At 42.2% G+C, this 26,715-nt stretch carries 24 protein-coding genes; 16 read left to right on the top strand and 8 right to left on the bottom strand.

What is annotated here, in order from left to right:
- Nucleotides 1–245 precede the first annotated feature (245 nt).
- The 3 genes from porQ (at nt 246) to AAA970_RS02795 (ending at nt 3,501) form a co-directional block, all read left to right on the top strand.
- On the top strand, nt 246–1,235 hold the full coding sequence (gene porQ, locus AAA970_RS02785) for a type IX secretion system protein PorQ (protein ID WP_338235895.1): 990 nt from the start codon (nt 246–248) through the stop codon (nt 1,233–1,235).
- A gap of 47 nt (nt 1,236–1,282) precedes the next feature.
- Entirely contained in the window at nt 1,283–2,668 is a 1,386-nt protein-coding gene (gene hslU / locus AAA970_RS02790) for an ATP-dependent protease ATPase subunit HslU (RefSeq protein WP_053403897.1), read from the top strand.
- Nucleotides 2,669–2,775: 107 nt separating this feature from the next.
- Complete coding sequence (locus tag AAA970_RS02795; protein ID WP_338235896.1) at nt 2,776–3,501, top strand: SDR family NAD(P)-dependent oxidoreductase; 726 nt, start codon at nt 2,776–2,778, stop codon at nt 3,499–3,501.
- Here AAA970_RS02795 and AAA970_RS02800 read toward each other — a convergent pair.
- Entirely contained in the window at nt 3,478–4,011 is a 534-nt protein-coding gene (locus AAA970_RS02800; protein WP_338235897.1) for a SixA phosphatase family protein, read from the bottom strand. The two genes, AAA970_RS02795 and AAA970_RS02800, sit on opposite strands and share 24 nt — an antisense overlap.
- A gap of 156 nt (nt 4,012–4,167) precedes the next feature.
- Here AAA970_RS02800 and AAA970_RS02805 point away from each other — a divergent pair, with 156 nt between their 5' ends.
- Both AAA970_RS02805 and AAA970_RS02810 read left to right on the top strand, forming a co-directional pair.
- Entirely contained in the window at nt 4,168–4,806 is a 639-nt protein-coding gene (locus AAA970_RS02805; protein ID WP_338235898.1) for an AlbA family DNA-binding domain-containing protein, read from the top strand.
- 1 nt (nt 4,807) lies between these two features.
- Nucleotides 4,808–5,272, top strand: coding sequence for a GNAT family N-acetyltransferase (locus AAA970_RS02810; RefSeq protein ID WP_338235899.1), 465 nt, complete (start codon nt 4,808–4,810; stop codon nt 5,270–5,272).
- 67 nt (nt 5,273–5,339) lie between these two features.
- Here AAA970_RS02810 and AAA970_RS02815 read toward each other — a convergent pair whose 3' ends face one another.
- Entirely contained in the window at nt 5,340–5,792 is a 453-nt protein-coding gene (locus tag AAA970_RS02815) for a CBS domain-containing protein (RefSeq protein ID WP_060685448.1), read from the bottom strand.
- 361 nt (nt 5,793–6,153) lie between these two features.
- Here AAA970_RS02815 and AAA970_RS02820 point away from each other — a divergent pair, with 361 nt between their 5' ends.
- From AAA970_RS02820 to clpX, 3 genes are all read left to right on the top strand, one after another.
- A complete protein-coding gene (locus AAA970_RS02820; RefSeq protein ID WP_338235900.1) occupies nt 6,154–7,494 on the top strand; it encodes a trigger factor in 1,341 nt (446 codons plus the stop codon).
- A gap of 223 nt (nt 7,495–7,717) precedes the next feature.
- Nucleotides 7,718–8,383 (top strand): ClpP family protease, encoded by a 666-nt coding sequence (locus AAA970_RS02825; protein ID WP_172674395.1) that lies wholly within the window; start codon nt 7,718–7,720, stop codon nt 8,381–8,383.
- Between the two features lie 53 nt (nt 8,384–8,436).
- Nucleotides 8,437–9,669 carry an ATP-dependent Clp protease ATP-binding subunit ClpX gene (clpX, locus tag AAA970_RS02830; protein ID WP_053406839.1) on the top strand — a complete coding sequence of 411 codons (1,233 nt, stop codon included), beginning with the start codon at nt 8,437–8,439 and terminating at the stop codon, nt 9,667–9,669.
- A gap of 309 nt (nt 9,670–9,978) precedes the next feature.
- Here the strand turns inward: clpX and lpxB are convergent, their stop codons facing one another.
- Together lpxB and AAA970_RS02840 are read right to left on the bottom strand one after the other, a co-directional pair.
- Complete coding sequence (gene lpxB, locus AAA970_RS02835; RefSeq protein ID WP_338235901.1) at nt 9,979–11,106, bottom strand: lipid-A-disaccharide synthase; 1,128 nt, start codon at nt 11,104–11,106, stop codon at nt 9,979–9,981.
- 90 nt (nt 11,107–11,196) lie between these two features.
- Nucleotides 11,197–11,619, bottom strand: a complete 423-nt coding sequence (locus AAA970_RS02840) for a 6-pyruvoyl trahydropterin synthase family protein (RefSeq protein WP_338235902.1) — start codon at nt 11,617–11,619, stop codon at nt 11,197–11,199.
- Nucleotides 11,620–11,877: 258 nt separating this feature from the next.
- Here AAA970_RS02840 and rfaD point away from each other — a divergent pair, with 258 nt between their 5' ends.
- Entirely contained in the window at nt 11,878–12,852 is a 975-nt protein-coding gene (gene rfaD, locus AAA970_RS02845) for an ADP-glyceromanno-heptose 6-epimerase (protein WP_338235903.1), read from the top strand.
- Between the two features lie 363 nt (nt 12,853–13,215).
- Complete coding sequence (locus tag AAA970_RS02850; protein WP_338235904.1) at nt 13,216–13,692, top strand: GNAT family N-acetyltransferase; 477 nt, start codon at nt 13,216–13,218, stop codon at nt 13,690–13,692.
- On the opposite strand, the gene AAA970_RS02855 is transcribed toward AAA970_RS02850, so the two are convergent.
- The 3 genes from AAA970_RS02855 to AAA970_RS02865 all read right to left on the bottom strand — a co-directional run bounded on the left by AAA970_RS02855 (nt 13,689) and on the right by AAA970_RS02865 (nt 15,664).
- On the bottom strand, nt 13,689–14,204 hold the full coding sequence (locus AAA970_RS02855) for a hypothetical protein (protein ID WP_338235905.1): 516 nt from the start codon (nt 14,202–14,204) through the stop codon (nt 13,689–13,691). The genes AAA970_RS02850 and AAA970_RS02855 overlap by 4 nt on opposite strands.
- 143 nt (nt 14,205–14,347) lie before the next feature.
- On the bottom strand, nt 14,348–14,875 hold the full coding sequence (locus AAA970_RS02860) for a hypothetical protein (protein ID WP_338235906.1): 528 nt from the start codon (nt 14,873–14,875) through the stop codon (nt 14,348–14,350).
- Nucleotides 14,876–14,959: 84 nt separating this feature from the next.
- Nucleotides 14,960–15,664, bottom strand: a complete 705-nt coding sequence (locus tag AAA970_RS02865) for a hypothetical protein (protein ID WP_338235907.1) — start codon at nt 15,662–15,664, stop codon at nt 14,960–14,962.
- A 295-nt stretch (nt 15,665–15,959) separates the two neighbouring features.
- On the opposite strand from AAA970_RS02865, the gene AAA970_RS02870 reads away from it, so the two are divergent.
- The 3 genes from AAA970_RS02870 (at nt 15,960) to AAA970_RS02880 (ending at nt 20,619) form a co-directional block, all read left to right on the top strand.
- Nucleotides 15,960–16,187: a YtxH domain-containing protein gene (locus tag AAA970_RS02870; RefSeq protein WP_053403913.1), complete on the top strand. Its 228-nt coding sequence runs from the start codon at nt 15,960–15,962 to the stop codon at nt 16,185–16,187.
- Nucleotides 16,188–16,661: 474 nt separating this feature from the next.
- On the top strand, nt 16,662–18,746 hold the full coding sequence (locus tag AAA970_RS02875) for a mechanosensitive ion channel family protein (protein WP_338235908.1): 2,085 nt from the start codon (nt 16,662–16,664) through the stop codon (nt 18,744–18,746).
- Nucleotides 18,747–19,119: 373 nt separating this feature from the next.
- The gene (locus tag AAA970_RS02880; protein ID WP_338235909.1) at nt 19,120–20,619 is read left to right on the top strand and encodes a peptide MFS transporter; all 1,500 of its coding nucleotides are present in this window, start codon (nt 19,120–19,122) and stop codon (nt 20,617–20,619) included.
- 88 nt (nt 20,620–20,707) lie between these two features.
- Here the strand turns inward: AAA970_RS02880 and AAA970_RS02885 are convergent, their stop codons facing one another.
- The gene (locus AAA970_RS02885; RefSeq protein WP_338235910.1) at nt 20,708–23,242 is read right to left on the bottom strand and encodes a PA14 domain-containing protein; all 2,535 of its coding nucleotides are present in this window, start codon (nt 23,240–23,242) and stop codon (nt 20,708–20,710) included.
- Nucleotides 23,243–23,466: 224 nt separating this feature from the next.
- Here AAA970_RS02885 and AAA970_RS02890 point away from each other — a divergent pair, with 224 nt between their 5' ends.
- The 3 genes from AAA970_RS02890 to AAA970_RS02900 all read left to right on the top strand — a co-directional run bounded on the left by AAA970_RS02890 (nt 23,467) and on the right by AAA970_RS02900 (nt 26,571).
- Nucleotides 23,467–24,051 carry a transposase gene (locus AAA970_RS02890; protein WP_338235911.1) on the top strand — a complete coding sequence of 195 codons (585 nt, stop codon included), beginning with the start codon at nt 23,467–23,469 and terminating at the stop codon, nt 24,049–24,051.
- A complete protein-coding gene (locus AAA970_RS02895) occupies nt 24,026–24,952 on the top strand; it encodes a transposase (RefSeq protein ID WP_338235912.1) in 927 nt (308 codons plus the stop codon). Before AAA970_RS02890 ends, AAA970_RS02895 begins: the two co-directional genes overlap by 26 nt.
- 581 nt (nt 24,953–25,533) lie before the next feature.
- A complete protein-coding gene (locus tag AAA970_RS02900) occupies nt 25,534–26,571 on the top strand; it encodes a guanosine monophosphate reductase (RefSeq protein WP_053403916.1) in 1,038 nt (345 codons plus the stop codon).
- Nucleotides 26,572–26,715: the final 144 nt, after the last annotated feature.

The following is a 26,715-nucleotide window of genomic DNA, read 5'->3' on the forward strand; positions in this document are numbered from 1 at the left end:
AGCGATGCTTCTCCTCTTTTTTTGTTTTTTTAAATAATTCACGCTCCTGATCGTCTATATGCTGCAAGGTTAAAAATAAAGGACGAGAAAGCCATTACTTCTAAAATTGGGACTATTCTTGTTTTAAAAAACGCCCTAGAGAGGGTTATTCGATATATTTTGAAATAAAAAAATATAGCAGTGAATTATTCGGATTTAGGGAATTTTTACAAATTGACCCGATGCACCATTTATCCTTTAAATTGTTGAGAAATTTTTTTGGCTTACTGTTTATCATGCTGTTGTTTCAGCAACCTCTTTTGGCACAGTCCATCAAATCAAGTGCATTTGGTTTGTTGAACATGCCCTATTCAGCGCATTCCGCAGCAATGGGAGTAGTGATGCCAGCGGCTTATAAGCAGGATCCTTCAGCCTTTTTATCCAATCCGGCGGCGGCTCTGCCTGAATTTAATAATCATTTAGGTTTGCATTATGCAGGCCTGTATGCTGGCTTGAATCAAGGGGCGGTAGGCTATGTGTTGTCGAGTGAAAAGACGGGGAATTGGGGCTTCGGAGCCCAGTATTTGAACTATGGAGAAATGTTGGGCTATGATCCTTCCGGAAATCCGGAGGGGACTTTTACCGCCGCCGATTATGTGGTGTCAGTGACGAAGCAACATCAGGTGTCTCATTTTTCAGTAGGACTGACTGCCAAATTCATTTCTTCCCGAATAGAAAGCTATGGTGCCAGTGCCATGCTGTTTGATGCCGGGATTTTGTTTATTCATCCCAAAACGGATTTTACAGCAGGTTTAGTGATTAAGAATTTTGGTTTTCGTACCAGTAATTTTGACAGCGAACCGGTCCCGATTCCTTTTGATGTGCAAATGGGGGTGAGCTTTAAGCCGGAACACATGCCTTTGCGCTTTTCAGCCTCGGCTTCCTATCTGCCCCATGATGCGGCTTACCTGGAGGAGGAAAGTGATCAGAATACGACCATACGGGATGTTTTTCGCTATTTCAATTTTGGAGCGGAACTCTTGTTTCATAAAAATGTAAACCTGTTGGTCGGCTATAATCAGCATATTCGGGCAGGTCTGGCCATGGAAGATAAAAAAGGTTTATCAGGCTTCGCCCTGGGCGGAAGAATTCTCGTAAAAAAACTGACAATGGAGTACACCTATGCTGCTTATCATGCGGCGGCGGGAGCCCATTATGTAACCCTCAGTACCAATCTATCCAACTGGAAAAAATAAAATCATAACCGTCTGTAGATTTTAATTACAGGTGTAAAGAAATAAAAATGCTAGAAGATAAAAATTATTTGACCCCACGCGAGATTGTCGTGGAACTGGATAAATATATTATCGGACAAGCGGATGCCAAACGTAATGTGGCGATCGCCCTGAGAAATCGTTGGCGTCGAATGAATGTCCGTTCTGAATTGCAGAGAGAGATTGTTCCGAATAATATTCTGATGATCGGGGCGACCGGGGTAGGGAAAACGGAAATTGCCCGCAGATTAGCTAAAATCGCCAAAGCCCCTTTCACCAAGGTAGAGGCTTCCAAATTTACCGAAGTGGGTTATGTTGGCCGCGATGTGGAAAGCATGGTGCGCGACCTGGTAGAGCAGTCCGTGAACCTGGTGAAAAAAGAGAAGGAAAAAGGCGTTAAAGAGCGTGCGACGGAAGCGGTGGAGAATATCATTTTGGATGCTTTGATCCCACCAGTAGCAGGTTCGCAAAGCGTATCAACTACCTCCGGAGAACCAAAATCAGATGCCGAGCTGAATCAGCAAACGCGTGAGCATTTCCGTCAGAAAATCCAGAGTGGAGAGATGGACGATCGCAAGATCGAGATCAATGTGAGTCAGCCTTCTACTTCCGGTATTGGTATGGTTGGTGGTGGAATGATGGATGAATCATCCATGATCAACCTGCAGGAAATGCTGGGCAATATGATGCCGAAGAAAAACAAGAAGCGTAAGGTCACGATCGGAGAAGCGAAGAAATTACTTTTTGACGAAGAGGCCAGCAAGCTGATTGATATGGACGAGGTGAAAGAAGAGGCGATTCGTCGTGCCGAAAACACCGGAATGATCTTTATTGATGAGATTGATAAAATAGCTAAATCTTCCGGAAAAGGAGGGAGCGGTGGCCCGGATGTCAGCCGGGAAGGGGTGCAGCGTGATTTGTTACCTATAGTGGAGGGCTCTTCCGTCACTACCAAATATGGGGTGATCAATACCGAGCATATTCTTTTTATTGCTGCCGGAGCCTTTCATTTGTCTAAACCATCTGACCTTATCCCGGAATTGCAGGGGCGCTTCCCGATTCGCGTGGAGTTGCAGGATCTGACCAAAGAGGATTTCTATCAGATCATCAAAGAGCCCAAGAATGCATTGACCAAGCAGTATATGGCCTTGTTTGAGGCTGAGGAGGTGCGCCTGGAATTTAATGATGAGGCCTTGGATGAAATCGCACAGATCGCCTTTGACATCAACTCTGAAATTGAAAATATCGGAGCACGCCGTTTACATACCGTGATGTCCCGCTTGTTGAATGATTTCTTATTCGATATTCCGGATGTGATCGGGCCGAATGCCCATGTGATGGTCACCCGTGAAATGGTAAAAGAGAAACTCGATGGAGCGGTAAAAAACAAAGACTTGAGTCAGTTTATTCTGTAAAACACCAAAATGAAATAAAAAAAGAGGGTTTTTCGCCCTCTTTTTTTATTGCCTAAACGCTGAATTGCTTATCTTTTCAATGAATTCATTCACCAAATTTAAAGCAAATGCACTACTATATTATTACCGGAAGTAGTCGTGGGATTGGCCGCGCATTGGTAGAACAATTGATAAAGGAGGAGAATAATTTTGTGATCGGCATCTCCCGTAGCTATAGGGAAAGTAGCGATCGCTATCACCATATTGAATTTGACCTCGGTGATATTGCAGACTTGAAACAGCAGGTTTTTCATTTTTTTGAAAAAATACAGGCGCCCCAAAAAGTGGTGCTCATCAATAATGCCGGTACCCTGGGGGAAATAGGTCACGTGGGTGGGCTTTCTTCAGATGGTCTGGAAAAAGTGATGAATTTAAATGTGACTGCGCCGACGATTCTGATGAATGAGTTTGTGAAACAGTATGCCGGGATTTCCGCCGATAAAATCATCCTGAATATCAGTTCCGGAGCGGGTAAGTATCCGGTGGATGGCTGGTCGGCTTATTGTGCTTCTAAATCTGCACTGGACCTCTTTTCCAAAGTAGTGGCAGAAGAGTGCATTTTGAATGAAAATGGAATCAAGGTATTTTCGGTAGCGCCCGGAGTGGTGGATACGGAAATGCAATCTACCATTCGTAAGGCAGATCAGCAGGAGTTCAGAACACTGGGCAAATTCTTGAAATTGAAAGAGGATCAGCTCTTAAGTGCTCCGGAAGCGGTGGCGGATAAACTACTTCAAATCATTAAAGAATCAGATAAATACGCAGAGGTATTATTGGATGTCCGGAAGCTCTAGCTCGGGGATCATGTCTTCTATCGCAGTTCTGGGGCTGGATAGCCAATGAATTTTTCCTGTTCCTGCTTTTAGAGATTTCCAGTGGTCAACCGGAAGCTGAAGCCAGCAACTAGCTCCGGTGGGATAGTGCAATATGGAAATACCACTCAAGAGCTCTATGCAATGGGCAATTTCCGGATTGTGTCCGAAGACGATGAGCTTTTCAAATTGATCCGGTAGCTTTTGAAACATTCGGATCATATCATGGGCATCACAGCCATAGAGTTCCTCTCTCAGGTCTGTCTTTAGCCACTGGAAGGGGAGGGGCTCAACCACTGCCAGGCAGGTGTCCATTGCGCGTGTGGCGGTGGAGCAAAGGATTTTGTCCGGATGATAAGGCAGTTGCTTCAGCTTTTGGCCGATATCTAAGGCATTGGCTTTCCCTCTTTTGTTCAGGGGGCGGAACTTATCGGATAATTCGGGGATTTTCCAGCTGGATTTGGCGTGACGGATGAACATGATGTTTTTCATAGGAAATAATTTCAAAAATAACTCGCTGAATGTCAATCAGGAGGACCTAAGAGTCAAAAATAATTTTCAAATTACCTAGAAAAAGGCCTGACTGTTTCGTTCAAATAATGCAGGCAAATTAACAGAGAACCAATTTTTACCCGGGGAGGAACCGTTATGACTATTCGTGATCTAAAGAAACTGGTGCGGCAGGGGGAAGGTCAGTTTGTGGAGTTTAAGAAAAAGGCAAACCATCCTGAAAAAATTGTTAAGGAAGTAGTGGCGTTTGCCAATGCTTCTGGAGGAAAGTTGATGATCGGTGTGGATGACTTCGGATCCCTGGCGGGTTGTAAATATCCGGAAGAAGAAGCCTATGTACTGGAGAAGGCCTTCGCTGAAATGATCTCTCCGGCCATTATTATGCAAAAGGAAGAAGTGAAGTTGGATACCGGCAAGACGGTGCTCATCTATCATGTGCCCGAAGGCAGCCGCAAGCCCTACCGAGTTAAGTTTGAAGATAGTTCCAAAGTGTATATCCGCAGAGAAGACCGAAGTATTCAGGCTTCAGCACCAGTGAGAGAGATTATCCGCCGCAGGCAAAATCCCAAAGATATTCGTTTTCAGGTAGGAGAAGTGGAGCAAAAGCTGCTGGCCTATTTGGAGCAACACCGCTATATTACCGTAGCGCAACTCTCACAAATGGTGAAGGTCAATAAAAAATTAGCCGCCAGGAAGCTGATTATTTTGGTGTTGGCCAATGTGCTGGATATTCACCCTTTTGAAGAAGAAGATCGCTATTTTTTAAGAGCACAATAATATGAAAATCATTAAAGTTAGGGAAGGGAATAAGGGCATTTACCTACACCTTTGTCAGGCATATGAAGCCGAGTTTTCAGCCTTGACGGAAAAACTACCGGATGAAAGTGGCCTTTTTGCATTGGATACGCCATTGACAAAACCCTTTCTGGGCTTATTGTGGTATCAGGACCAGGATCAGGTTCCGGTAGGCTTTGCAAATATCCGCTTGGGGAAAGAATACAATAAGGTATGTGAATTTTATGTTATTCCAGCTGTAAGGAAAAAAGGGCTGGGGAAAGCTTTGGCTTTTGAAATATTTCAGAGTTTTCCAGGCAAATGGGACGTCCGGCAGTTGCAGGCAGCCAAGCAGGCGCAGCAATTTTGGAGGGCTACTATTGGGGCATTTACAGGAAATAACTTTCAGGAGAGCCAATTGAATGATCCTGATTGGGGAGAAGTGATTTGTCAGCGTTTTCAATCCTGATTGAGCATATAAAAACCGCAGAGCTTGAAAAACGCTGCGGTTGTTATTTTGTCTGGTGTTGAACGCACTACCAGGTTGTAGATTTCACCAAAAGCGCTGCTTTTAGAATGTCTCGACGGCTTACTAAACCCAACAACTTTCCGTTTTCCAGTACCGGGAATCGCTTGTAAGGCGAACGGGTAAACATCTGGGCAACATCGAAAAGATCCATATCCGAATGCACCGTGGTCAGGTCGGTAGTCATATAGTCTTTTACCAAATTGCCGCGAACGGGGTGGTTGTCGTAAGCTCTGTCCAAAACCATTCTTAGAAAGTCTGACTCTGTGATGATTCCAATCAATTTACCGGAAACATCCAGTACAGGAGCGCCAGAGATTCGCTTTTCCAAAAGGAAATCCATGGCGTCAAAGGCATTTTCATTCGGGGAAATGGTGACCAGCGACTTGTTCATGAAGCGGGTAACCTTTTCGTACTGATACCGATTAACCTCGGGCTCCTTTCTTGCAGGTTTAAAGTTCATAAGCTTAAAATTATAATTTGGACTCAAAGAATATAATCAAAAACTTGCTCAAAATCAAGTGATTGAGGTGGGGGTTGTGCAGTTTTATTGCGAAATTTAAAGAGGATTGCGGGAAAAAATGAAGAATGTTTTATTCAGGTATGGTTTGGAGATAAAGTGATTTAAAATCCCGTGATTCTCAGACAAATTATAGTGCAGTTATTGAGTTTTTGAAGATTTTACTTACCTTTGCACCACTAAAACATGAGACGGCTACTAAGCCGTTTTTTGGTGTTTTGAGAATTTCATTACCCCTGCATGCAATTGGTTGACATTCGGGGGTTTTTCAGTTAATTGGCAACTCAATTAAAAGTATACTACTTTGGATATTACATTAGACAAAAGCTCGAACACGGAAGCTTCTATCAATATTAAATTGACCGAAGCTGACTACAGTGAGAAAGTTGAGAAAAAAATCAAGCAGTACGCTAAGCAGGCTGATATTAAAGGTTTCCGTAAAGGAAAAGTTCCTGCAGGTGTGATCCGTAGAATGTACGGTACTTCAATTTTGGTAGATGAAGTAAATCACATTTTGTCTCATGCAGTAGAGGACTACATCCGTGATAACAAATTGCAAATTATTGGTCAGCCGTTGCCGAACGTTGAGGAAAACGCCAACATTGACTGGGATAAGCAAAAAGAATTCGAGTTTTCGTACTCAGTAGGTTTGGTAGGTGATATCACTTACACTACGGATCTTACAATCGATTCTTATTCAATCAGCGTTGATGAGAAGCAATTGAATGAGACGATCGAGAACTTGTTGCAAAACGGTGGTGAGCAAACTTCTCCTGAAGTAGCGGAAGAAACTGATAAAGTAACAGGTGAATTGACTATCGAAGGTGAAGAGGAAGCGATTCACGTGATGGTTGATATTGCTGATTTGGCAACTAAAACAGGAAAAGAAATCTTTATCGGTGCTAAAGCAGAGGACGAAATTACTTTCGATATCCGCAAAGCTTACCGTTCAAATGAGAAAGTGGCGAATTTCTTGCACCGCGAGGAAGCTGATGTAAAAGAGATCAAGGGCGACGTTAAAATGGTTGTGAAGTCTATCTCTCGCATCGCTGAGGCAGAAATGAACCAGGAATTTTTCGATAAAATCTTAGGTCCGGGTAAAGCATCTAACGAAGATGAGTTCCGTGCTGAGGTTTCTAAAATCTTGGGTGAAAACTATGACAATCAGGTAGAGAACTACACTGCTCGTCAGATCCAGGATAAATTGGTAGATGGTACTGAAGTAGAATTGCCAGAGGCTTTCTTGAAGCGTTGGTTGGTTGCTACTCAGGAAGAATTGACTGCTGAGAAGGTAGAAGCTGAATTCGATAATTATAGAAAAGAATTCAAGTGGATGTTGTTAGCGGACAAAATCGCTGCTGATAACGAAATCAAAGTAGAAGATGCCGATATCAAGACAAAAGCTACTGAGATGTTCAAAGTTCAATTCGGTGCAATGGCCGGTGGTGAGCAAAATGAGCAAATCGAGGAGATGTTGAAAGGTATCGTGGATAACTACCTAAAAGAGAACAACGGACAAAACTACATGAACTTGTACAATCAGGTTCGCTTCGATCGCATCATTAAATTGGTGGAAGAGAAAGCAACAGTAGTAGAGAAAGACGTTACTTTCGAAGAGTTTACTAAAGCAGTTTCTGCAGAGTAATATCCTTTGAATAATGATATTTTAGTCGGCATCTTTCAGGTGCCGACTTTTTTTATACTTTGGCAAACGTAAGCGGATCTCAATACGTATTTATAAAAGTATTATTCAAAACTAGGCGTATTTAACAAATTCCTGACAGGGAAAAGATCAAGTCCCCCTTTGTGATGGGGTCTTTTTTTTTATCTTTGTTATTTACAACCTGAATTAACCTCCAACACCAATGATGTTTGACAAAGACGAATTCAGAAAATTTGCCACTAAACACCAGGGCATTTCCAGTAGCTTGTATGACAGCTACGCACACCATGTAGAAGGAATGACGCGTTCAGTGATTGAGGAGCGTCCGACTAATTTCCGTGAAATTGACGTGTTCAGCCGTTTGATGATGGACCGTATCATTTTCCTGGGCACGCAGGTGGACGATCATATTGGAAATATCATTACGGCACAGTTGCTTTTCCTGGAGTCTGTAGACCCTAGCAAGGACATTTTGTTGTATGTGAACTCTCCTGGTGGTAGTGTTTATGCAGGTTTAGGTATTTATGACACCATGCAGTATGTGCGTCCTGATGTGGCGACCATCTGTACCGGTTTGGCCGCTTCTATGGGAGCCGTTTTGCTTGCTGGTGGTGCTGAAAACAAGCGTTCTGCTTTACCTCATGCCCGCATTATGATTCACCAGCCTTTGGGTGGTGCACAAGGACAGGCTTCTGATATTGAAATCACAGCCCGTCAAATTTTAACATTGAAAAAGGAACTGTACGATATTTTGGTAAAACATTCCGGTAAATCCTTCGAAGAGGTGGAGCGCGATTCAGATCGTGATTACTGGATGAAGGCAGATGCCGCCAAAGAGTATGGCCTTATCGATGAAGTTTTAACGCGATAAGCATTTAAAGCATTCCGCAACCAAGATGCGGAATGCTGTTAATTAAAATTAGTATGGCTCAAATTACTTGTTCGTTTTGCGGTAGACCTAAGAAGGATGTGGATTTGATGGTTTCGGGCATCAATGCGCACATTTGTAACTATTGTATCGATCAGGCATCTCAGATTTTACAGGAAGATGCCAAGTTACGTAAAGACAAAAAGGCGCCGCAATTCCAATTGAGTAAGCCGGCTGAAATTAAGGCTTATCTTGACCAGTATGTAGTGGGACAGGATGACGCCAAGAAAGTACTTTCAGTGGCAGTATATAACCATTACAAGCGTCTGATGCAAAAGACAGACCTGGATGATGGAATTAAGATTGAGAAATCCAATATCATTTTAGTAGGGGAAACCGGTACCGGTAAAACCTATTTGGCGCGTACTTTAGCGCAAATGTTGGAGGTCCCATTCTGTATTGCAGATGCGACGGTGCTGACCGAAGCCGGCTATGTAGGGGAAGATGTTGAAAGTATATTAACCCGCCTGTTACAGGCTTCCAATTACGATGTGGAGGCTGCAGAAAGAGGAATCGTCTTCATTGACGAACTGGATAAAATTGCAAGAAAGTCGGATAATCCATCCATTACTCGTGATGTGAGTGGTGAAGGGGTGCAGCAGGCTTTGTTGAAATTATTGGAAGGTACCTCTGTAAATGTTCCGCCTCAGGGAGGTCGTAAGCACCCGGATCAAAAAATGATTCAGGTAAATACCGAAAATATTTTGTTTATCTGTGGTGGTGCTTTTGATGGCATCAAGAAGGATATTGCCAGAAGAATGGATACCCGTCCTTTGGGTTTTGCATCGAATGATGAAAACGTTCAGAAAGGGGAGGTAGACAAGGAAAATCTGTTGCAGTATATTACCGCTCAGGATTTGCGCAGTTTCGGCTTGATTCCGGAATTGATTGGTCGTTTGCCAGTATTGGCGCACCTGAATCCATTGGATGGCGAAACCCTGAAAATGATTTTGACGCAGCCTAAAAATGCCCTGACCAAACAGTATAAAAAGCTGTTCAAGATGGAAGAGATTGAATTGACCATCGAAAAAGAGGCTTTGGATTATATTGTGGAGAAGGCCGTTGAATTCAAGCTGGGCGCTCGTGGATTGCGTTCCATTTGTGAAGCCATCATGACGGATGCCATGTTTGAATTACCCGGTCAGGATATCAAAGAATTTGTGATTACCCGTGAATATGCACAAGAGAAGTTTGATAAGTCAAAAATCTCCCAATTGCGTGTAGCGTAATCAAAAAAATAAATGATTAAAAAAAGCCATCGATTGAATTGTCGATGGCTTTTTCTTTGAAGAAGTATTTTTAATCCGAATTATTCACTGCTAGTTTTAGGGTCTTCTGCAAGAGCTTGTCTTTTAGTTTATTACGGGTGGGTTTGCTGAGTTTCTGATAGCTCAAATTTGGGCAAGATTGCTTTCTCCTCCTTCATCTGCTTCGTTGGAAAAAAACTCGAAAGAGGAAAAATTCCTTCAATTTTTCCGCCGGGCAGCTAAACGAGGATTTAAGTACGAATTATCCGGCTTCAGCATGAAAAATACGGGTTAATTGAGATAAGTCCACATTTTATCTGCCGCCCGGACAGAAGCCGGCTCCGTGCCCAGAATTTCTATATTCCTTTCATAGTCTGCCATAATCTCTTTTCGGCGGCTACTGTTTTCATCCAATAGCTGATCCAATTCCTGTGAAATATTTTCCACTGTCATTTTATCCTGAATCAATTCTTTGATTGCTTCTTTGTCCAGGATTAAGTTCATGAGGGCAATGTATTTGATCGTGGAGGAGATTTTAATGGCAAACTTCATGATATGGTACGAAATCGGGTTAATGCGATAACATACCACCTGGGGAACCTTCCATAAAGCGGTTTCCAGCGTAGCGGTACCAGAAGTTACAAGGGCCGCTTTGGCATTTGCGTAAAGATCATAAGTTTGTCCGGTCACCAGCTTCACATTGGGTAAGGAAGAAATGGGCGTATATAATGCCGGATCCAGATTTTCCACAGCGGCCACCACAAACTGATGATTGTGGTATTTTTTGGCAATCTCGGCAAAGGTGGGCAGCATATTTTTTAACTCCATCTTCCGGCTGCCCGGCAGCAGGGCAATAATGTCCTGCTCCTCACTCAATCCGTTTTGTTTACGGAAGTCAGGGTTTACCTGATGTGCCTGCACCGCATCCACCACCGGATTTCCGACATAATCCACTTCCCAGTCAAACTTGGCGTAAAATTCCTTTTCAAAAGGCATTATGCAGAACATGCGATCCACATTTTTCTTCAGCTTCCAGGCCCTTTTGGTATTCCAAGCCCAAACTTTCGGGGAGATATAGTAAAATACCTGAAGTCCCTTAGCTTTGGCGAATTCCGCGATTTTTAAATTGAAACCCGCGTAGTCAATCAGGATCAATACATCAGGTTGGTATTCCATTACATCCGCCTTACATTTCTTTAAAAATCCCTGAATGGTTCGCAGATTGGCCAATACCTCGACCACGCCCATAAAAGCGGTGTCTCTATAGTGGGTTACCGGTTTTTCACCGGAAGCTTCTTCCATCTGGTCTCCGCCCCAAAAACGGAAAGTGGCATTGGCATCTTTATTTTTGATTGCCCGAATTAAATTTCCACCATGTAAGTCACCGGAACGCTCTCCGGCAATCAAATAGTATTTCATATGTATGGGTATTGGGTATAAAAAAAGCACCTGAAAAACAGGTGCCTGAAGTTATTTCTAATTTTACAGACCTGAAAATATCTGTAAATATTATTCTCCATAGTATTCCGCAAAGCTGGTGCGGGTTTCATATAGCTTAAGCTTGTGCAATTGCGCATTACCTTCGCTGGCTTTCACAATTTTTGGTGCCAGTACTTCCCAGATGGCCTTGATGAAAACTTCTGCAGTAGTCATTTTTCCTTCCAGGAAATCAACATCAATATTCAGGTTTTTATGATCAACCTTCGCAATCAGTTCATCCTTAATGACTCTTTTAAGATCACGGAAATTCATCACCATACCGGTTTCCGGATGCGGCTCTCCCTTAACGGTAACCGTTAAATCATAATTATGGCCATGATAGTTCTCATGGGCGCATTTACCGAAGATTTCTTCGTTGACCTCTTTCGACCATTTGTCGTTGTAGAGTTTATGTGCAGAACAGAAGCTTACGTCTTTGCTTAAATATACCATATCACTTTTGAAAATAGCATGCGAATATAATTCATTATTGCGTGAAACAAAAACCATGTCAAAAAAGCTATCTGAATGATTTACAAGCCTTTTTTTGACAATGAAAGATCTTGGAATAATTAAAATTGAATCATATAAAGGAAGTTTTGATTTATCCTTTGATGCAGAAGTAAAAATTGAATGCCGATGTTTTCGCTTTTTTCATTTCAAATGGGATATTTGCAGCACAGAGAATAGTCGCATTTAAATTTACATCCTATGATCGTTGTTACGGGAGCTGCTGGATTTATCGCCAGTGCCTTAATTGCCAGATTGAATGAGTTGGGCTTCAAAGCCATAGTTGCAGTTGATGACTTTAAAAATGTCAATTCGGCAAAGGAGCGGAATCTTGAAGATAAGGCAATCCGGGAGCGGGTAGATTTAGAAGATTTCCATGCCTGGCTGGATGCCAATCAGGCAGAGGTGGAGTTTATTTTCCACAATGGCGCCTGTTCCGCTACCACGGTTTTTGATAAATCGGTTTTCGATAAACTGAATTATAATTATACCAAAAAGCTTTGGGAGCAGTGTGTGGACTATCAGCTACCGCTGGTGTATGCTTCCTCCGCTGCGACTTATGGTGATGGCGCTCTGGGCTATGATGATGACCACAGCTTTCCTCCTAAATTAAAGCCGCTGAATTTATACGGAGAGTCCAAAAATAATTTTGATATCTGGGCTTTAGAGCAGGAAAAAGCCCCCTTCTTTTGGGCAGGTTTGAAGTATTTTAATGTGTATGGTCCGAATGAATATCATAAGGAAAGAATGGCCTCTGTGGTGCACCATGCCTATAATCAGATCAAAGAAAAAGGCGCGATGAAGTTGTTCCAAAGCCATCATCCGGATTTTGAAGATGGCGGGCAAATGCGTGACTTTGTCTATGTGAAAGATGTAGTGGAAGTGCAAATTTTTCTGATGAACAGCCGTAAACATTCCGGTATTTACAATGTCGGGACGGGTAAGGCGCGTACGTTTAAAGATTTGGTGTTGGCCACCTTTGCGGCCATGGATAAGCCGGTAGACATTAGCTATATTCCTACGCCAGAAGATATTCGAGATAAATACCAATACTTTACCGAAGCGAAAATGGAAAAACTGAAGGCGGCCGGTTACAAAAAAGCCTTCCATACGCTGGAAGAAGGGGTGACTGATTATGTCAAAAATTATCTACTGAAGGAAAAGGCAATTTACTGATAAAGCAGATTTTTTTTCTTTTGGGGCAGCCCTCCTGACGTCGGTCGGGCTTTCGGGAGTCGCTTTTTTTGCGAGCCGCTACGCCTTAAGGCTGCAAAAAAGAGCTCCGACAATCCCTCTATCCCTCTGCCAGCAATGCTCGAGTACTACAGGAGCGAAGCTCCGCAGGGAAAGCGATGAAGCGGGTTTGTTTGAACCACAGGCGGGCGACAGGCCGAATGGGGTGAGCCGTGCGAGCGCGGTGCTGACGCTTGGGGCAGCATTCCCCCAAAAATATATCTCCTCATTTTAGGATAAAAAGGACTTTCTGAGAAGGAAGTCCTTTTTTTATTCTCCGACACTGTTTAGTTTTAAAAGAAAAGCATGTCGATAAAAATAAGAAAGGCGGAGCGTGCAGATGCCCCGTTGATATTTGATTTTATATATGGTTTGGCGGTATATGAAAAACTGGAGGATGAAATGGTGACTTCGGTCGCCGAGCTTGAAGAGAATATATTTGATAAGGGTTTTGCCGAGGTATTGATTGGCGAATATGAAGGTGCGCCAGCCGGATTTGCCCTGTTTTTCCACAACTTTTCCACTTTTTTGGGGAAGCCAGGTATTTTTCTGGAGGATTTATTTGTGAAACCGGAGTTCAGAGGCAAAGGGGTGGGTAAGATGTTGATAACGGCTGTGGGAGAGTTGGCTGTTGAACGAAATTGTGGTCGTTTTGAATGGTTTTGCCTGGACTGGAATCAGCCCTCTATTGAATTTTATGAAAGCCTTGGCGCACGCCCTCAGAAAGAATGGGTGCCATTTCGTTTAAGTGGGCGAGCGTTAGAGCAGATGAGGAAGGTTTAATCTTCCTTTACTTGCCAGCGGTAATTGCCAATTTTTTTACCGTTGGCAAAGCGTAAATCCATTTCCATGGCCACGGCCTTTTCTTGCAGCATGATCTTCAGTCGATCAATATTGGTAATGGAGGATTTGTGTTTATTTTCAAGCTTTTGGCGGATTTCTTCCCATTCTTCACAAGAGCCTTTGGCATTTTCTACATCGCAGAAGTTGTCCGGATCCACATTAACCATCTCAATGTTCATGCGGCTTAATGCTTCCCCTAATTCGGCCATGGATTGGCCAAAGCCGGAAAAGAAATCCGCAATGCCCATATCTTCAGCATCCTCAAATCTTTTTCCGAAGCTTTCGCCCCACTCTTCAAAGAAAGCTTCTCCATCAATTTCTTCCCCATTTTTATTGGTAATGGTAAAAGAGGTCAAGGAATCGGCGTCATTGATTTTAAGGTTTTGAGCCTGCACTTTTCCGCTCAGGAAATAGAGTAATACAATGGCAAAAAGTGTAATCTGATTTTTCATAGTGGTTCTGTTTACCATAGAAGCTAGAAAGATTATGCCAAAAATAAAACTACTGTTAATGAGGGGTGTAGAGCATTTATAAATGCTTAAAGCTGTTCGCATTCGTACAACTTGTCCGTTAATGAACAAATATTGTCCGGATTTTAATAGCGACTTTTAGGCTGAAAACAAACCTTCAGGCAGAGCAGAAAAATCAGAAAAGTACCGATCAGTAAGGCGCCGGCAGAGGGGATCGCTAACCAATTTAAACTTTCCTTAGCGGCATGTGTGCTTCCTAAACCCGGTGCTTTCAGGCCTGCCAATAACCAAAAAATGGGATAAATCAGGGCCCCCAGACCAATGAGCCAACCGTTGAATAGCTTGGAGATATAGCTTACCGGCAAGGCGCCCAATAACAATAGAAGCGCAAGGGCTGCTGCTCCGATAGCTCCTGCATGTAGGTGAGCTCTTTTTAAATACGACCAGGATTTGGCGACAGTCTTGTTCATGGCGGCCTCATCGTTTTGATAGACGGTCGACAAAACTGCTTGTCCTTCGGTTTTAAGGTGATTTTTTAGTGCATCTTCATTGGCGCCAAATAAGCCTCCGATCAGGAACCCCAAAAAAATGGCCAATACGCTGAGGGTAAGTCCCCATCGACAAGGATAAAGCATTCGCTCAAAGAAATCCATAAGTAAAGGTTGAATTGATTAAAATATAAATCTATTGATTTTCATGAATAATGCATAAAAACTTACATGGCTAATTTGAGTGACCTAATCTCTTAAGTGCTTAAAAAGATAGAACATCTCGAGGCTGATTTGCTTGTTGAGTGCAAAATCATCCAACTCACCAAATTCGTTGTAGGGCAGGTAAACGGTGAGGTCGGAGCCTTTTAAAAGGGGGCTGCTTGCGTCCACAATAACAGTGCAGTAATCCTCCAGAGGAGTCCCTTTTTCCTGAGGGCGATAGGACTTCATTTTTAATGGTTGTTGTTGATAACCATAATGAAGCTGAAATTGGAGTCTTCCGTATTCATCATTGTAGGCGATGAAGCCCATTTTTTCCAAGGCCTTGATGGTGTTGGCTTGAATGGCTTCGCCACTACCACTAACTGCATAAAAGGAAACTTTATTCACTCCATAGTAAAAGGCTGCAACTGTGGCCCATGCCATGGTGAATTGGATGGTCTGAGCATTTTGATCCGCATAAAAAATGAAACGTGCAGGCTTTCCCGCTTTTTGTTGCGATCTGAAATAAAAAGCCATTTCCTTGAGCGCTTGAATTCTTGGGCTGCTTACAGTTGGGTATTCCTCTCTAAGTTCCTTGTATCGATTATAAATGATAGGATAAATTTTCTGCCCTTTCCTGTCGGTGAGTGAGAGGGTGTTATTGGCCTGCCCAAAAAGCTGGCCTGGCAAAAAGGTCAACATCAGCAGGAGCAGCATAAGGCCCGTCCCAAGCAAAGGATGTTTGGTCATGAATATGGGGTTGGAATGGTTGGGTGTTTAATGACTTTCAATAAAGGATAAATTATTTAAATAAGAAATAACTGTTTTGACCATTTAGCTAAAATAATGACCGATTTAATACTTCAAGGCGGTGTTTTTTTGTGATAGGTCCTGAAATCTACGCCGAGATATTGAAGTGCGTCGTTTTCAGTGATATTGAATATTTCTTCTTTGAATCTTAAAAAAAGAAAGGATCACTCAACATTTTAAATTATTTCTAGTATTTAAAAATAGATATTATTTCTTATTAAACGATTTTTCCACTATGAACAAGGCAGGAACTGGAATATTTGCTTTTCTCACCGGCATCTCTTTGGGGATAGTAGCGGGCTTATTATTAGCACCGGAAGCCGGAAAAGACACGCAGGATAAGCTTAGTCAAAAAGCTAAAAAATGGGGAGGGGATTTAGAGCATCAGGCGGAAAGTGGCCGAAAGAAAATTAATGAAGTGGCAGAACAAATTGGTAAGAAAGCCAATGAGTTGATGTCTTAATTTCCCTATTAAGGATTTTGAAAAAACGACTGAGATCTATGACAGTCGTTTTTTTTTGCCCCATCCCAAAAGTTGAATGGCGAATCGAGGCATTTTGCATAAAATACGCGAAATGCAGTCTGTAAATAGGCTTGTGCTTTAGCCCAATTATTCACCACTAAATTCGGATAAGTCCGTCAAAGTTTTAAATATCAATACGTTTTGAGGGCTTTTAATAGTTCAGATTTCGGTTAGCTTGCTTTCTGCACAATCATCTGCTGCGCTCGGTAAATCTCGAAATGAGGAAACTATTTTTTCATTTTTCCGGCTTTACAGCTAAAGGAGGATAATTCAGCTTAATAAAACGCCTTTGGGTGAAATTATCGTTTTTTTTTCAGTCCTCCATTTATATTTAGAAGGAAAGTATGAATAATCCGGGTTAGGTATTGAAAAGCCGAATGCTTATTTTTGTTGCCAACATCAAATTATGAGGAAGTGATCAAAAATTGGGCTGCTCACAAGTGTCCGCAAGGGATTTTGTTTTTCCTGTTTTTATGCATCGGACTGTTTAGTCAGGTAAGTGTAAGTGCTGAAACGGCACAAAATGAAAAGGCGAAGGTGAAATTTTCAACCAAAACGCCCAAGGCCACTATGGCTTCTCATTTGTATTTTTTGGAGAAAGCGCATTACCAACCATCGGTGGCTGCATACACCATTGCCGGGGATAGCTTGAGTTTACAAGTGAAAATAGGCATGGCACTGCAGTTGAAACAAATATTTGGTCGCTTGGGTGGAGTAGACTGGGATGAGGTGCCGGATAAGCGCAATTATAAGGATGGTTTGCTTGGTGGCGAAAAGAAATTTCAGCCCTTTGATGATTTCCCGGAAATCTATTTGGAAAAGATTGGGGCTAAATGGCTTTATTCCGAGCCAACGGCCAATGCTATTCCTATTCTTTATGACCGGCTTTTTCCATCATTAAACATACAGGATGAATTGGTGGTGCTACCGGATACGCTACCAGATGAGCCGGTGGAGGAATTTGTACCCGAGGATTCTTTAAATGTAAAACCCAGACCGGTAAAAAAGCCGGTGGTGGAAAATAAGGGGACGCCAAAAGAGTTTAGGTTAAAAACTCCGCGGCAGACGCTTCAAACTATTTTCTATTTTTTAGCATCCGATCATTATCGACCTGATCTTTCAGCCCGAGCGATGGAAGGAGATGCAGAAACCGCAGAGAAAATTGAGGCGGCAATTAAGCTGAAAGAGATTTTTGATGGAATGGGAATAGCCATCAATTTTAGGGATTTATCAGATGATCCAAATTATACAGACACCCTGACTAATGAGCAACGCTTTGTGATTCACCGCAGGCTGCCGGAATTATATTTAGAGAAGGAAGGTAGTCAATGGCTCCTTTCCGAAGTAAGTGTGGCCATGTTGGATGATATTCATAGCGGAGTTTATTTATTTGGAAAAGAGCGGATAGATAATGTAGCTCAAAAAGTGCAACGCTGGGTGGGAGAAACCGCCCGGGATCCTATGTGGGGACTGGAACGCTGGCAGGTGGCCATGATTTTATTGACCATCATATTGGGAATTATCTTTTTTATTGTGCCAGTAACCGTATTCAATTTCTTGGTTCGGGCAATTTATGAGGATGAAGATGATAGGAAATATCCCATGATGATTTTCCCACCATTGTTGGCTTCAGGAATATTTTTGGTGGTTTTTAATTTTATGCCAGCGGCGGAACTCCCGATTAATTTCTACTCCTATCTACGTTTCTTTACCAAAGTTTTCTTTCTGATTTTATTATCCTCCGGAGCTTTCAGGGTGCTGGACTGGTGGACGGACAGAAGTCATAAAAAGAAAACGGCTAAGAAGCGAGGCCTTTATCCCTTCCTGGCCATGGTGATGAAGATTGTCACTGTGATATTCGTAATTCTGATTCTGTTGTCAGAAGCCGGGGTGAATATGGGGAAATTGCTAACGGGGCTTTCAATAGGGGGTATTGCCCTGGCACTGGCGGCACAGGAAACGATCAAAAACTTCTTTGGTTCTGTCATGATTCTGTTAGACCAGCCTTTCACCGTTGGGCAGTGGATCAGTGTGGATAATTTTTCAGGATCGGTAGAGGAAATAGGATTGCGATCTACTCGCATTCGAACTTCGGATAATTCTGTGGTTTCCATTCCTAATAGTAAGATGGCCGATTTTACGGTCAACAATCTGGGGAGGAGGGAGTATCGTAAGTTTAGGACGGTATTGCGAATTTCACAGAATTCTCCCTTACCTAAAATTAATGGTTATGTGAAGGGCTTAAGAAAATATTTTGAGGAGCATGAACATATACGGGAGAATCCAAGGGTATATCTATATGACGTGACGGCCTATAGTTACGATGTACTGGTGTATATTTACCTGAATGTGGCAGATTATAATGAGGAGCTGGCGCTAAGGCATGATTTGGTACATGAAATAATCCGATTAGCCGCAGAACTTGATATTCACCTGGCTTCCGGCAATAAGCTATCGCTTGCGGTGGATAACAACCCTCCGACAAACTTTATAGAGTAAATATTGATCCCTGGCTTTGGTCAGGGATTTTTTTTGAACGTTTGGTGAGCCAGGGAATCTCGGTTTGCTTTCAAACGCTTTTGGCATCTTAAGAAGATCATTTTTTTATTTTAGGGAAATTATTCAAGCCTGACCTTCAAATTTGACCTTTTCTCGAATTGATACCCCTCAAATTCAATATCAATGCTTTTTTTTTGATAAATTCGCAAGCTAGATGTAATACTGTTTTTTTGCGAAATGCTTTGAGGCATTTAAAGGTGGAAATTTTGGCAATTCATTTTTCAACCATCTTTTTATCTTTTTGGGCTTAGGGGGCAATGAGCTGCAGAAAGCAGAGAACCAAACGAATTTTAGGAATCTTATAATTTTAAAAATGGAAAAAACAGTCGATAGGAGCTTCTTCGGGCATCCAATGGGATTGTCTACGCTGTTTGCGACAGAATTCTGGGAACGCTTCTCGTACTACGGGATGCGCGCAATTCTAACCTTATTTTTAACAGCGCAGCTGGTTGATGGTGGTTTTGGCTATACAGATGATCAGGCTCTGGCTTTGTACGGTATCTTTACCGCCTTGGTTTATGTAACTCCAATTATTGGCGGAATTTTGGCCGATAAAGTACTAGGCCAGCGCAAAACAATTTACATAGGTGGAATTGCTATGGCGATTGGTCAATTTATTTTGGCTTATTCAGCCATGCATGGCAATGATCCTACTGCACATCACCAATTCATGTTCAACCTTGGATTGGCGGTATTGATTTTGGGTAACGGTTTCTTCAAGCCGAATATCTCGACCATGGTGGGGAGCTTGTATGATGCCAATGATGATCGTCGTGACGGTGCCTTCACCCTTTTCTACATGGGGATTAATGCAGGTGCGTTCTTCGCACCATTGGTTGCTGGTGCTTTAGCGGAAGGTATTGCTTGGTACTATGGTTTCTTGTCTGCTGGTGTGGGCATGTTGATCGGTACGCTTTGGTTCTACTTCCGTGCCGAAACTTTGGGTAACGTTGGTTTGCCTCCAAAAGCGCCAAAAGAGGCTTTGCGTATCGCCGCTTCAGATTGGAAAGACATCATTCTTTATGTAGCTGGAACCGTGCTTTTGGCTATTGGTGTAATGCTAGGTTGGGCTGCTTTGCCTGAAATCGGTCAGGATATTTTAGTTTACACCGTAGGTGGTGGTGGTATTCTTTACTTGTTATTCACAGTATTCAAAAATACGGAAGGTAAAACAGAGTGGAGCCGTGTAGGAGTTATCTTCCTTTTGACGATTTTCAACATTGTTTTCTGGTCTGGCTTTGAGCAAGCAGGGGGTACTTTCAACTTGTTTGCCCGTGATATGACAGAGCGTAGCCTTTTCGGAATGGAAATTCCTGCTTCGGCTTTCCAAGCGATCAACGCCATTGCTATCTTCATTTTTGCCCCTGTATTTACCGTAATTTGGGATAAATTAAGCCGTGCCAAAGCAAATCCACGTACTCCGGTGAAGTTTGCAATAGGTTTATTCTTATTGTCAGCTGGTTTCTTTGTAATGGCCTTAGCTGATGAGGCTACAGGCGGTGGTTTAAACAAAGTTTCTCCACTTTGGCTGGTAATGGTTTATTTGCTACACACCTGGGGTGAGCTTTGCCTTTCACCAATTGGTCTGTCGATGATTACCAAGCTTTCTCCACCAAAAATCGTCTCTGTTATGATGGGGCTTTGGATGGGTTCTATTGCCTTGGGTAACTTCCTGGCGGCTTCTATGAAAAGTATTGTGGAAAACTTTGACATTCCATTGTTCTATTTCATTGGTGCTGAAGCCGCGATTGCCGGGGTAATCCTTTTGGTATTGTCACCATTCATGATCAAAATGATGAAAGGTATTCACTAATCCTTTCTGCATAAGAGCCTGTTGAATCATGCTTTTACAAAACTAAAGGAGGTTGTCCACTACGGATGACCTCCTTTTTTTATGGGATTTATTGAACAATCACCTTTTGAGATTGTAGGCTGCCATGCTCCCGATATCGGAAAATGTAGAGTCCGGAAGGGATGTAGGCTTGCCCACTAGGGGCATTGGTTTTGTAAACGGTGTTGCCGTTCAGGTCGGTGATGTTGAGTAGGAAGTCGGGAGCAGTACTGTCCCATTGGAGGTGTTGGGAGGAGGGGTTGGGGAAATGAAATGTAGGGGGAGCGGGCTTTTCGGAAATGGGCATTTGGCGGAGGTTGTTGTTCGGTTCTGAGGGGCTTACCAGATATTGCGGAATGACTTCTTTCGCAAAATCCGGGCCCTGCCAGGACAGGGTGGCATTCGCCCAGCTTCCGGAATTATAATATTCCACCTGAATCAGATGCGTGCCGGCACTCAGGTTGATCTGCGCCGTCCGCTCTGTTCTTTTTTGGTTGAACCAGGCATCCATGATTAAATTACCATCAATAAATATACGACTTCCGTCATTGGCGTCCATGGTAAACAGGTAGTCGCCCTCCGTGCTAACTTCCACCGCTCCTGACCAGCGGGCGGAGAAAGCTTTTGGGTCAAAGCCTTCCGCAGGGGCGCTTTTTCTCCAATGGTTAAATATGGCACCGGAGGTATCCACCTTAGGGGTTCCGCTGAAATCGCTGGTAGGAAATAATTCCAAATGCCATCCTTTTCCCTGATAATGATCTTCAGGAATAAAAGGGTTTAGGAATTCCATGCCAATGGGAAATTGTTGCTCGCCGTCCGGCAGGGTCCAGCCAATGGTAAGATGATCATTAGAGCCGGTCTCTTTTCTAAGGGCTTCGATATAGTATTTTTTTCCGGCTTCAAGGGAGACTGGCTCAGAGCTTTGTGCGGTTTGTTCATTAAAAACATTGTAAGTCGTTTTTTTGGTGAGATTGATAATTCGAACAGCATTATTCATCTGCTCATTGGTACTTAGCCAAAGCTCCACCTTATTGTCTGCGCTGGCATGGAAAGTATATTGCCCACTTTGGGGAGCTGTTAGCCATCCCGATATCCGATCCCCATAGTAATTTCCCTGATCCTGTGGTATGGTGAACTCACTGATTGCTTCCTGAAAAGTGGGGGCCTCCTTCAGGGGGATCTCGCTGATTTTGCCATTTGACATATCGGTCCATACTTCCCGCCAAAGGCCTTGTGGCTGGCTGATACGGGAACTTCCACCTTGATTTTCATAGGCGCCGGCATCGGCCATTGCACCATAAATACGACTATTACCTTCGAAATCAGTACTCACCGGGAACGGTAGATCAGTCCCCTTGTCGATGGCCGGGGAATCATCATTCAGGCGTAAGTCAAAAGCGGCGGAGTCCAAAAAAGAAGCAGTCAGGGCATATTCGTACCGTTCATTGGCCAGGGTGTCCATTGTAGGAGAAATGTGATCCGGCACCATGATGTAGGACTTAATTCTTTTTGCAAATTGGTATTCTTGTAATTTTCCTGGGCCTACGATGAGGTTGTTCCGAATGGAGGTCAATCCAATTTCATAATTATAAGTGATGATGCCATGATGTCCGGGTTTGTATAAGGTGTTGTTGAAAATGCGAATGGCCCGATTGGCATCGGAGGATCGGTTGGCTATGTAAATGGCATCCTGAAACGCATTGATCACCACATTATTGTAAACTTGGGTGTCGTTGGCAGAAAAAAGGATAATGGAAACCCCGTAGCCATTTTCTACATAATTGTTCGAAATGACAGAGTTGATGGTGTTTTCTCCAAGAAAGATGCCTGAGGAATGATTTCGGATTTGTTCCTGTGAAAAGTCTTTCAGGCTATTGTGAGAAATGTTGACATCGCTAATGGCATTTACTACCTGTATGCCATCCCAGCCAGTGCGCTCGATTTGATTATGGGTGATGGTCACATTTTGCATTTTCGCCGGACTGAGGCCTGTGCATGCTCCTTGGTTAACGGAGGTCCCAGTATGGCCTATGTATAAGGCCTCTCCCCCGGTATCATGAATAAATAGGTGATGCAGGCTAATATTTTGGATGGTGAAATTTTCCCCCCAGGTTTCCGGTTTATCACAAATGGGGTCACATTTGATCTGAACCCCGGCGAATCTGGTATTGGAAATTTCAATATGATCAAGCTGATAATCCGTCGATACGCCAGAAATCCCAAATCCTGTATTTTCCTGATTGTTTATCCAGAAGCCATATTCAAAATTAGCATCTCCAGTACCGGTAAATATGAAATGCTTACTGTCTCTGAAGTTGATGCCATAATAATGCTGCAATTCACCAATTTTCACCTGACCGCCTTCATTAATGATGACCACAGGCTGTTCCGGGCTGCCGACAATCTCCACAAAACCAAGGAAGGGGTATTGTCCAGCCTGTATGGCCAAGGTGTCTCCGGGCTGAACCCCTAAATCAGGGCCTTTGACATAATTATTGGCAGGGCTAATGATATGCTTTTCTGCAAAAACCGAAAATGGCAAAATGAATAAAAGCAGGAGGAAAAGCAGGTTCGGGTGACTTTTAAGTGTAAAAATGCGAAACATTATTCTTTGGAGGTTTTATAGTTTTCTCCTCTCCTAACCTGCTTGAGTACCCATTGTTTTTAAAGGTGAATAATTAGGGTCTGCTGAAATAGTTCGAATTATCTAAAAACGACTGAAGATCAACTTATTAAATCACATTAAATCTCTTTTAGTGCAAGGGGAAATTTTGTAAATTGTCCTTTAAATAGCCCCAGGGCTCCTTTCCTACTTTTTTAGCTTGCACTATGATTAAGCATTCCCCTGATCAACTTGAGATTTCTGATTTTATGGACCCGTATTTGGGTGGCCTTAATCCCAATAATAGATGGATTATTATGGCCAAAGAAATTCCTTGGAGTCAATTAAAAAGGATCTATGAACGGAACATGTCCTTCGACAAAGGAGCTAGACCTAAACCAGCGCGTTTAGTGATTGGAGCCTTGATTATCAAACACAAATATAAGTTGTCTGATAGAGAAACAATTGAACAAATCAAAGAAAGTCCATATCTACAATACTTTGTTGGATTGCATAAATTTCAACATGATCAGGTATTCGATTCTTCATTATTTCCGACAATTAGAAAGCGTTTGACCATAAAAGACTTTAATGATTTAAGTCACTTACTCCAGAGTCATGACGTTAGTATTGATGAGCAAAGCGAACTTCGTGATGAAAAAAATGTAGAAAGTGATACAAAATATAAGAAGCCTGAAATTGAAAACTCGATATCAGTTGATGCTACTGTAGCGGTGCAAGAAATTCCTTATCCGACCGACCTGGCTTTGATCAATAAGGCTCGCATTGAATCAGAATCCAGGGAAACCTAGAAGCTATCGACAAAAAGCCCAAAAAGAATTTCTAGCGTTGACAAGAAAAAAGAAGAAAGGCGCCGATTTTTGGAGGGCTGCAAATCGAAAACAACTACAGTATCTTCATCGAAATATAGGGCATATTCATCGTCTATTAGACCAAATTAAGGTAGGTATTCCTTTGAATAAGCGTTTTTTGAAGCTATTGTATGTTATTCAAGAAGTGTATCGCCAACAAATGGAAATGATTGAAGAGAAGAAAAATACGGTTGGTTTCCGTATTGTAAACTTATATCAACCACATATTCGCCCCATCATAAGAGGGAAGTCTGGAGCGAATGTTGAATTTGGAGCTAAAATATCAATATCTATTGACCAAGGCTATTCTTATATTGACCATCATGATTTTGAAGCATACTATGAAGGGGAAGAGGAGATTATCAAAAAGCATATTGAAGCACATAAACTACGGCACCCTCACACTAAGCTAAATGGAATTGTTGGAGACAAAATTTATGGAAATCGAAATGCTAGAGAAGTTTATGATCAAAATGATATAACTTTCGTCGGCTCACCTCTTGGAGCTCCTCCTAAAGATCCTGAAAAAATTAAAGAGCGGGAAGAGAATAAGGTTATCCATCAAAAATTGAGGAGTCATGTAGAAGGAAAATTTGGACAAACTAAAAGGGGGTATGGATTGAATAATATTAAGGCACGAAGATCAGACACCACAAATTCATGGATTGGTGCCATCTTCTTTATTGCTAACCTTGAAAGATTCATGAAAGGAATCTTTTTTGACCTGTTTTTTAATATTTATAAATATGATTTATGGGCATTAGTTACATCAATCATCGAAGCTGGAATTGGTAAACCAAATTTCAAGAAAAATAAAGAGACCTTTTTAAGCAGACCCTAATTAGAGTTGTAAGTTTTGTCCAGGAATTGTGATTTCGTTTTTTATTCCTTACTCATTTTTATTTTTGTTTAGTAATCAGTATTTGTCTTGTAATTATTTAAAGTGCAATTGAATGGTGGATTAGTGAATAATTTATTGAGGTTTAAAGTTTTGATTTATTTTGGGGTTGTATCATGCGTCAAATCTTCATGTAAGTTTCATCGGTGGATTATGACAAGCGGTTTTGTTTTTTTTGAAATGAATCCGAAGCCGGCTGAACTTTAAAAATAAATGATGCAGCTTAATGGTATTATTTTTTGAGTCAAACTTTTATTTCCATTCCTATTTTTGGGGTGTACTCAAGTGAAATTTGATTGAAAATAAGTTTTAGTAGGGCTTTTTTAATAGATTTATGCTAAGGGCTTATTTATTTTCTAATCCCTATTGTTTCTCAATTCAATTTTCGGATATTTAAACACGGAAAAAGTGTTTTCGTAATTCCCAATGACTTTCGAGGCCTTTAAAACGCTGGTACATAATGGTATATCAGCGCATATTCGTGTGTCTAAGGTTTTGGAAGGATTGGGCCAAATAATAAAAATATGAATATCAAAAAAGCGTATAGTTTCGATGATGTACTGATTGTACCAAAGTATAATACCATTAAGTCTCGTCGAGATGTATCCTTCCGTACACGCGTAACCAAGAATCATTCTATCGATATTCCGATCCTGATTGCCAATATGGATACCGTATGTGAGGCAGATATGTGTATTGCTGTTGGAAAATTGGGTGGTTTGGGTGTATTGCACCGCTTTTTAACCATTGAAGAGCAGTCTTCAGAAGTCATGAAGATTAAGGCCGAAGGCTTGCTATGTGCTGCTGCTTTGGGGATTAAAGATTATGAGGAGCGTTTGGCCTCTTTGGCTGCTGCGGGGGTAGATATTATCGTTTTAGATATTGCTCACGGGCATTCGGAGATGGCTAAAGATACTTTATTGTTTATCAAGAAAGAATATCCAAACATTGATGTCATGGTAGGGAATATTGCCACTGCCGCTGCTGCTTTGGATTTTATGGAATGGGGAGCGGATGGCCTGAAAGTAGGGATTGGCCCAGGTTCCATGTGTACCACCCGCGTGATGACCGGTTGTGGAGTTCCGCAGCTTTCCGCAATTGATAATGTGTTTCAGGCTGTGGCTGGCAAAGTACCGATTTGTGGTGATGGCGGCATTAAGGTGCCTGGAGATGTGGTGAAGGCGATTGGTGCCGGATCGGATACGGTGATGGTGGGTTCTATTGTTTCCGGAACGGATGAGACCCCGGGGGAAGTGGTTTCCATGGATGGTAAGAAATACAAGACTTATCGTGGTATGGCCTCTTTCGATGCGGCAATCCAAAAATTGAAAAAGGACAATGTGAAATCAATGGAGGTAGTGTCTGTTGAGGGAGAAAAAACATTGGTAGATTATAAAGGTCCTGTAGAGCCGATCATTAAGAAATATTTGGGTGGATTGGCATCCGGTATGACTTATAATGGATCCAAGACCATTGGAGAAATGAAAGGTCAGGTAGAGTTCGTTGAAATATCTACACAGGGGATGAAAGAAAGCATTGCCCATGGGGTAAAGAAGATATAAGGATGTAAATCCTTTTTGATTGAGAGGAAGAGCGGCCAATGGCCGCTTTTTTTGTGGTTTTTGGTTTTTTTAAGCAATTTACTGGCTCATGTAAGGTGCATCGTAAAAAAGGTGATTCCTTATTCATGATTACCGGTAACATTC

Source organism: Persicobacter diffluens, assembly GCF_036244895.1.
GTDB lineage: Bacteria > Bacteroidota > Bacteroidia > Cytophagales > Cyclobacteriaceae > Persicobacter > Persicobacter diffluens.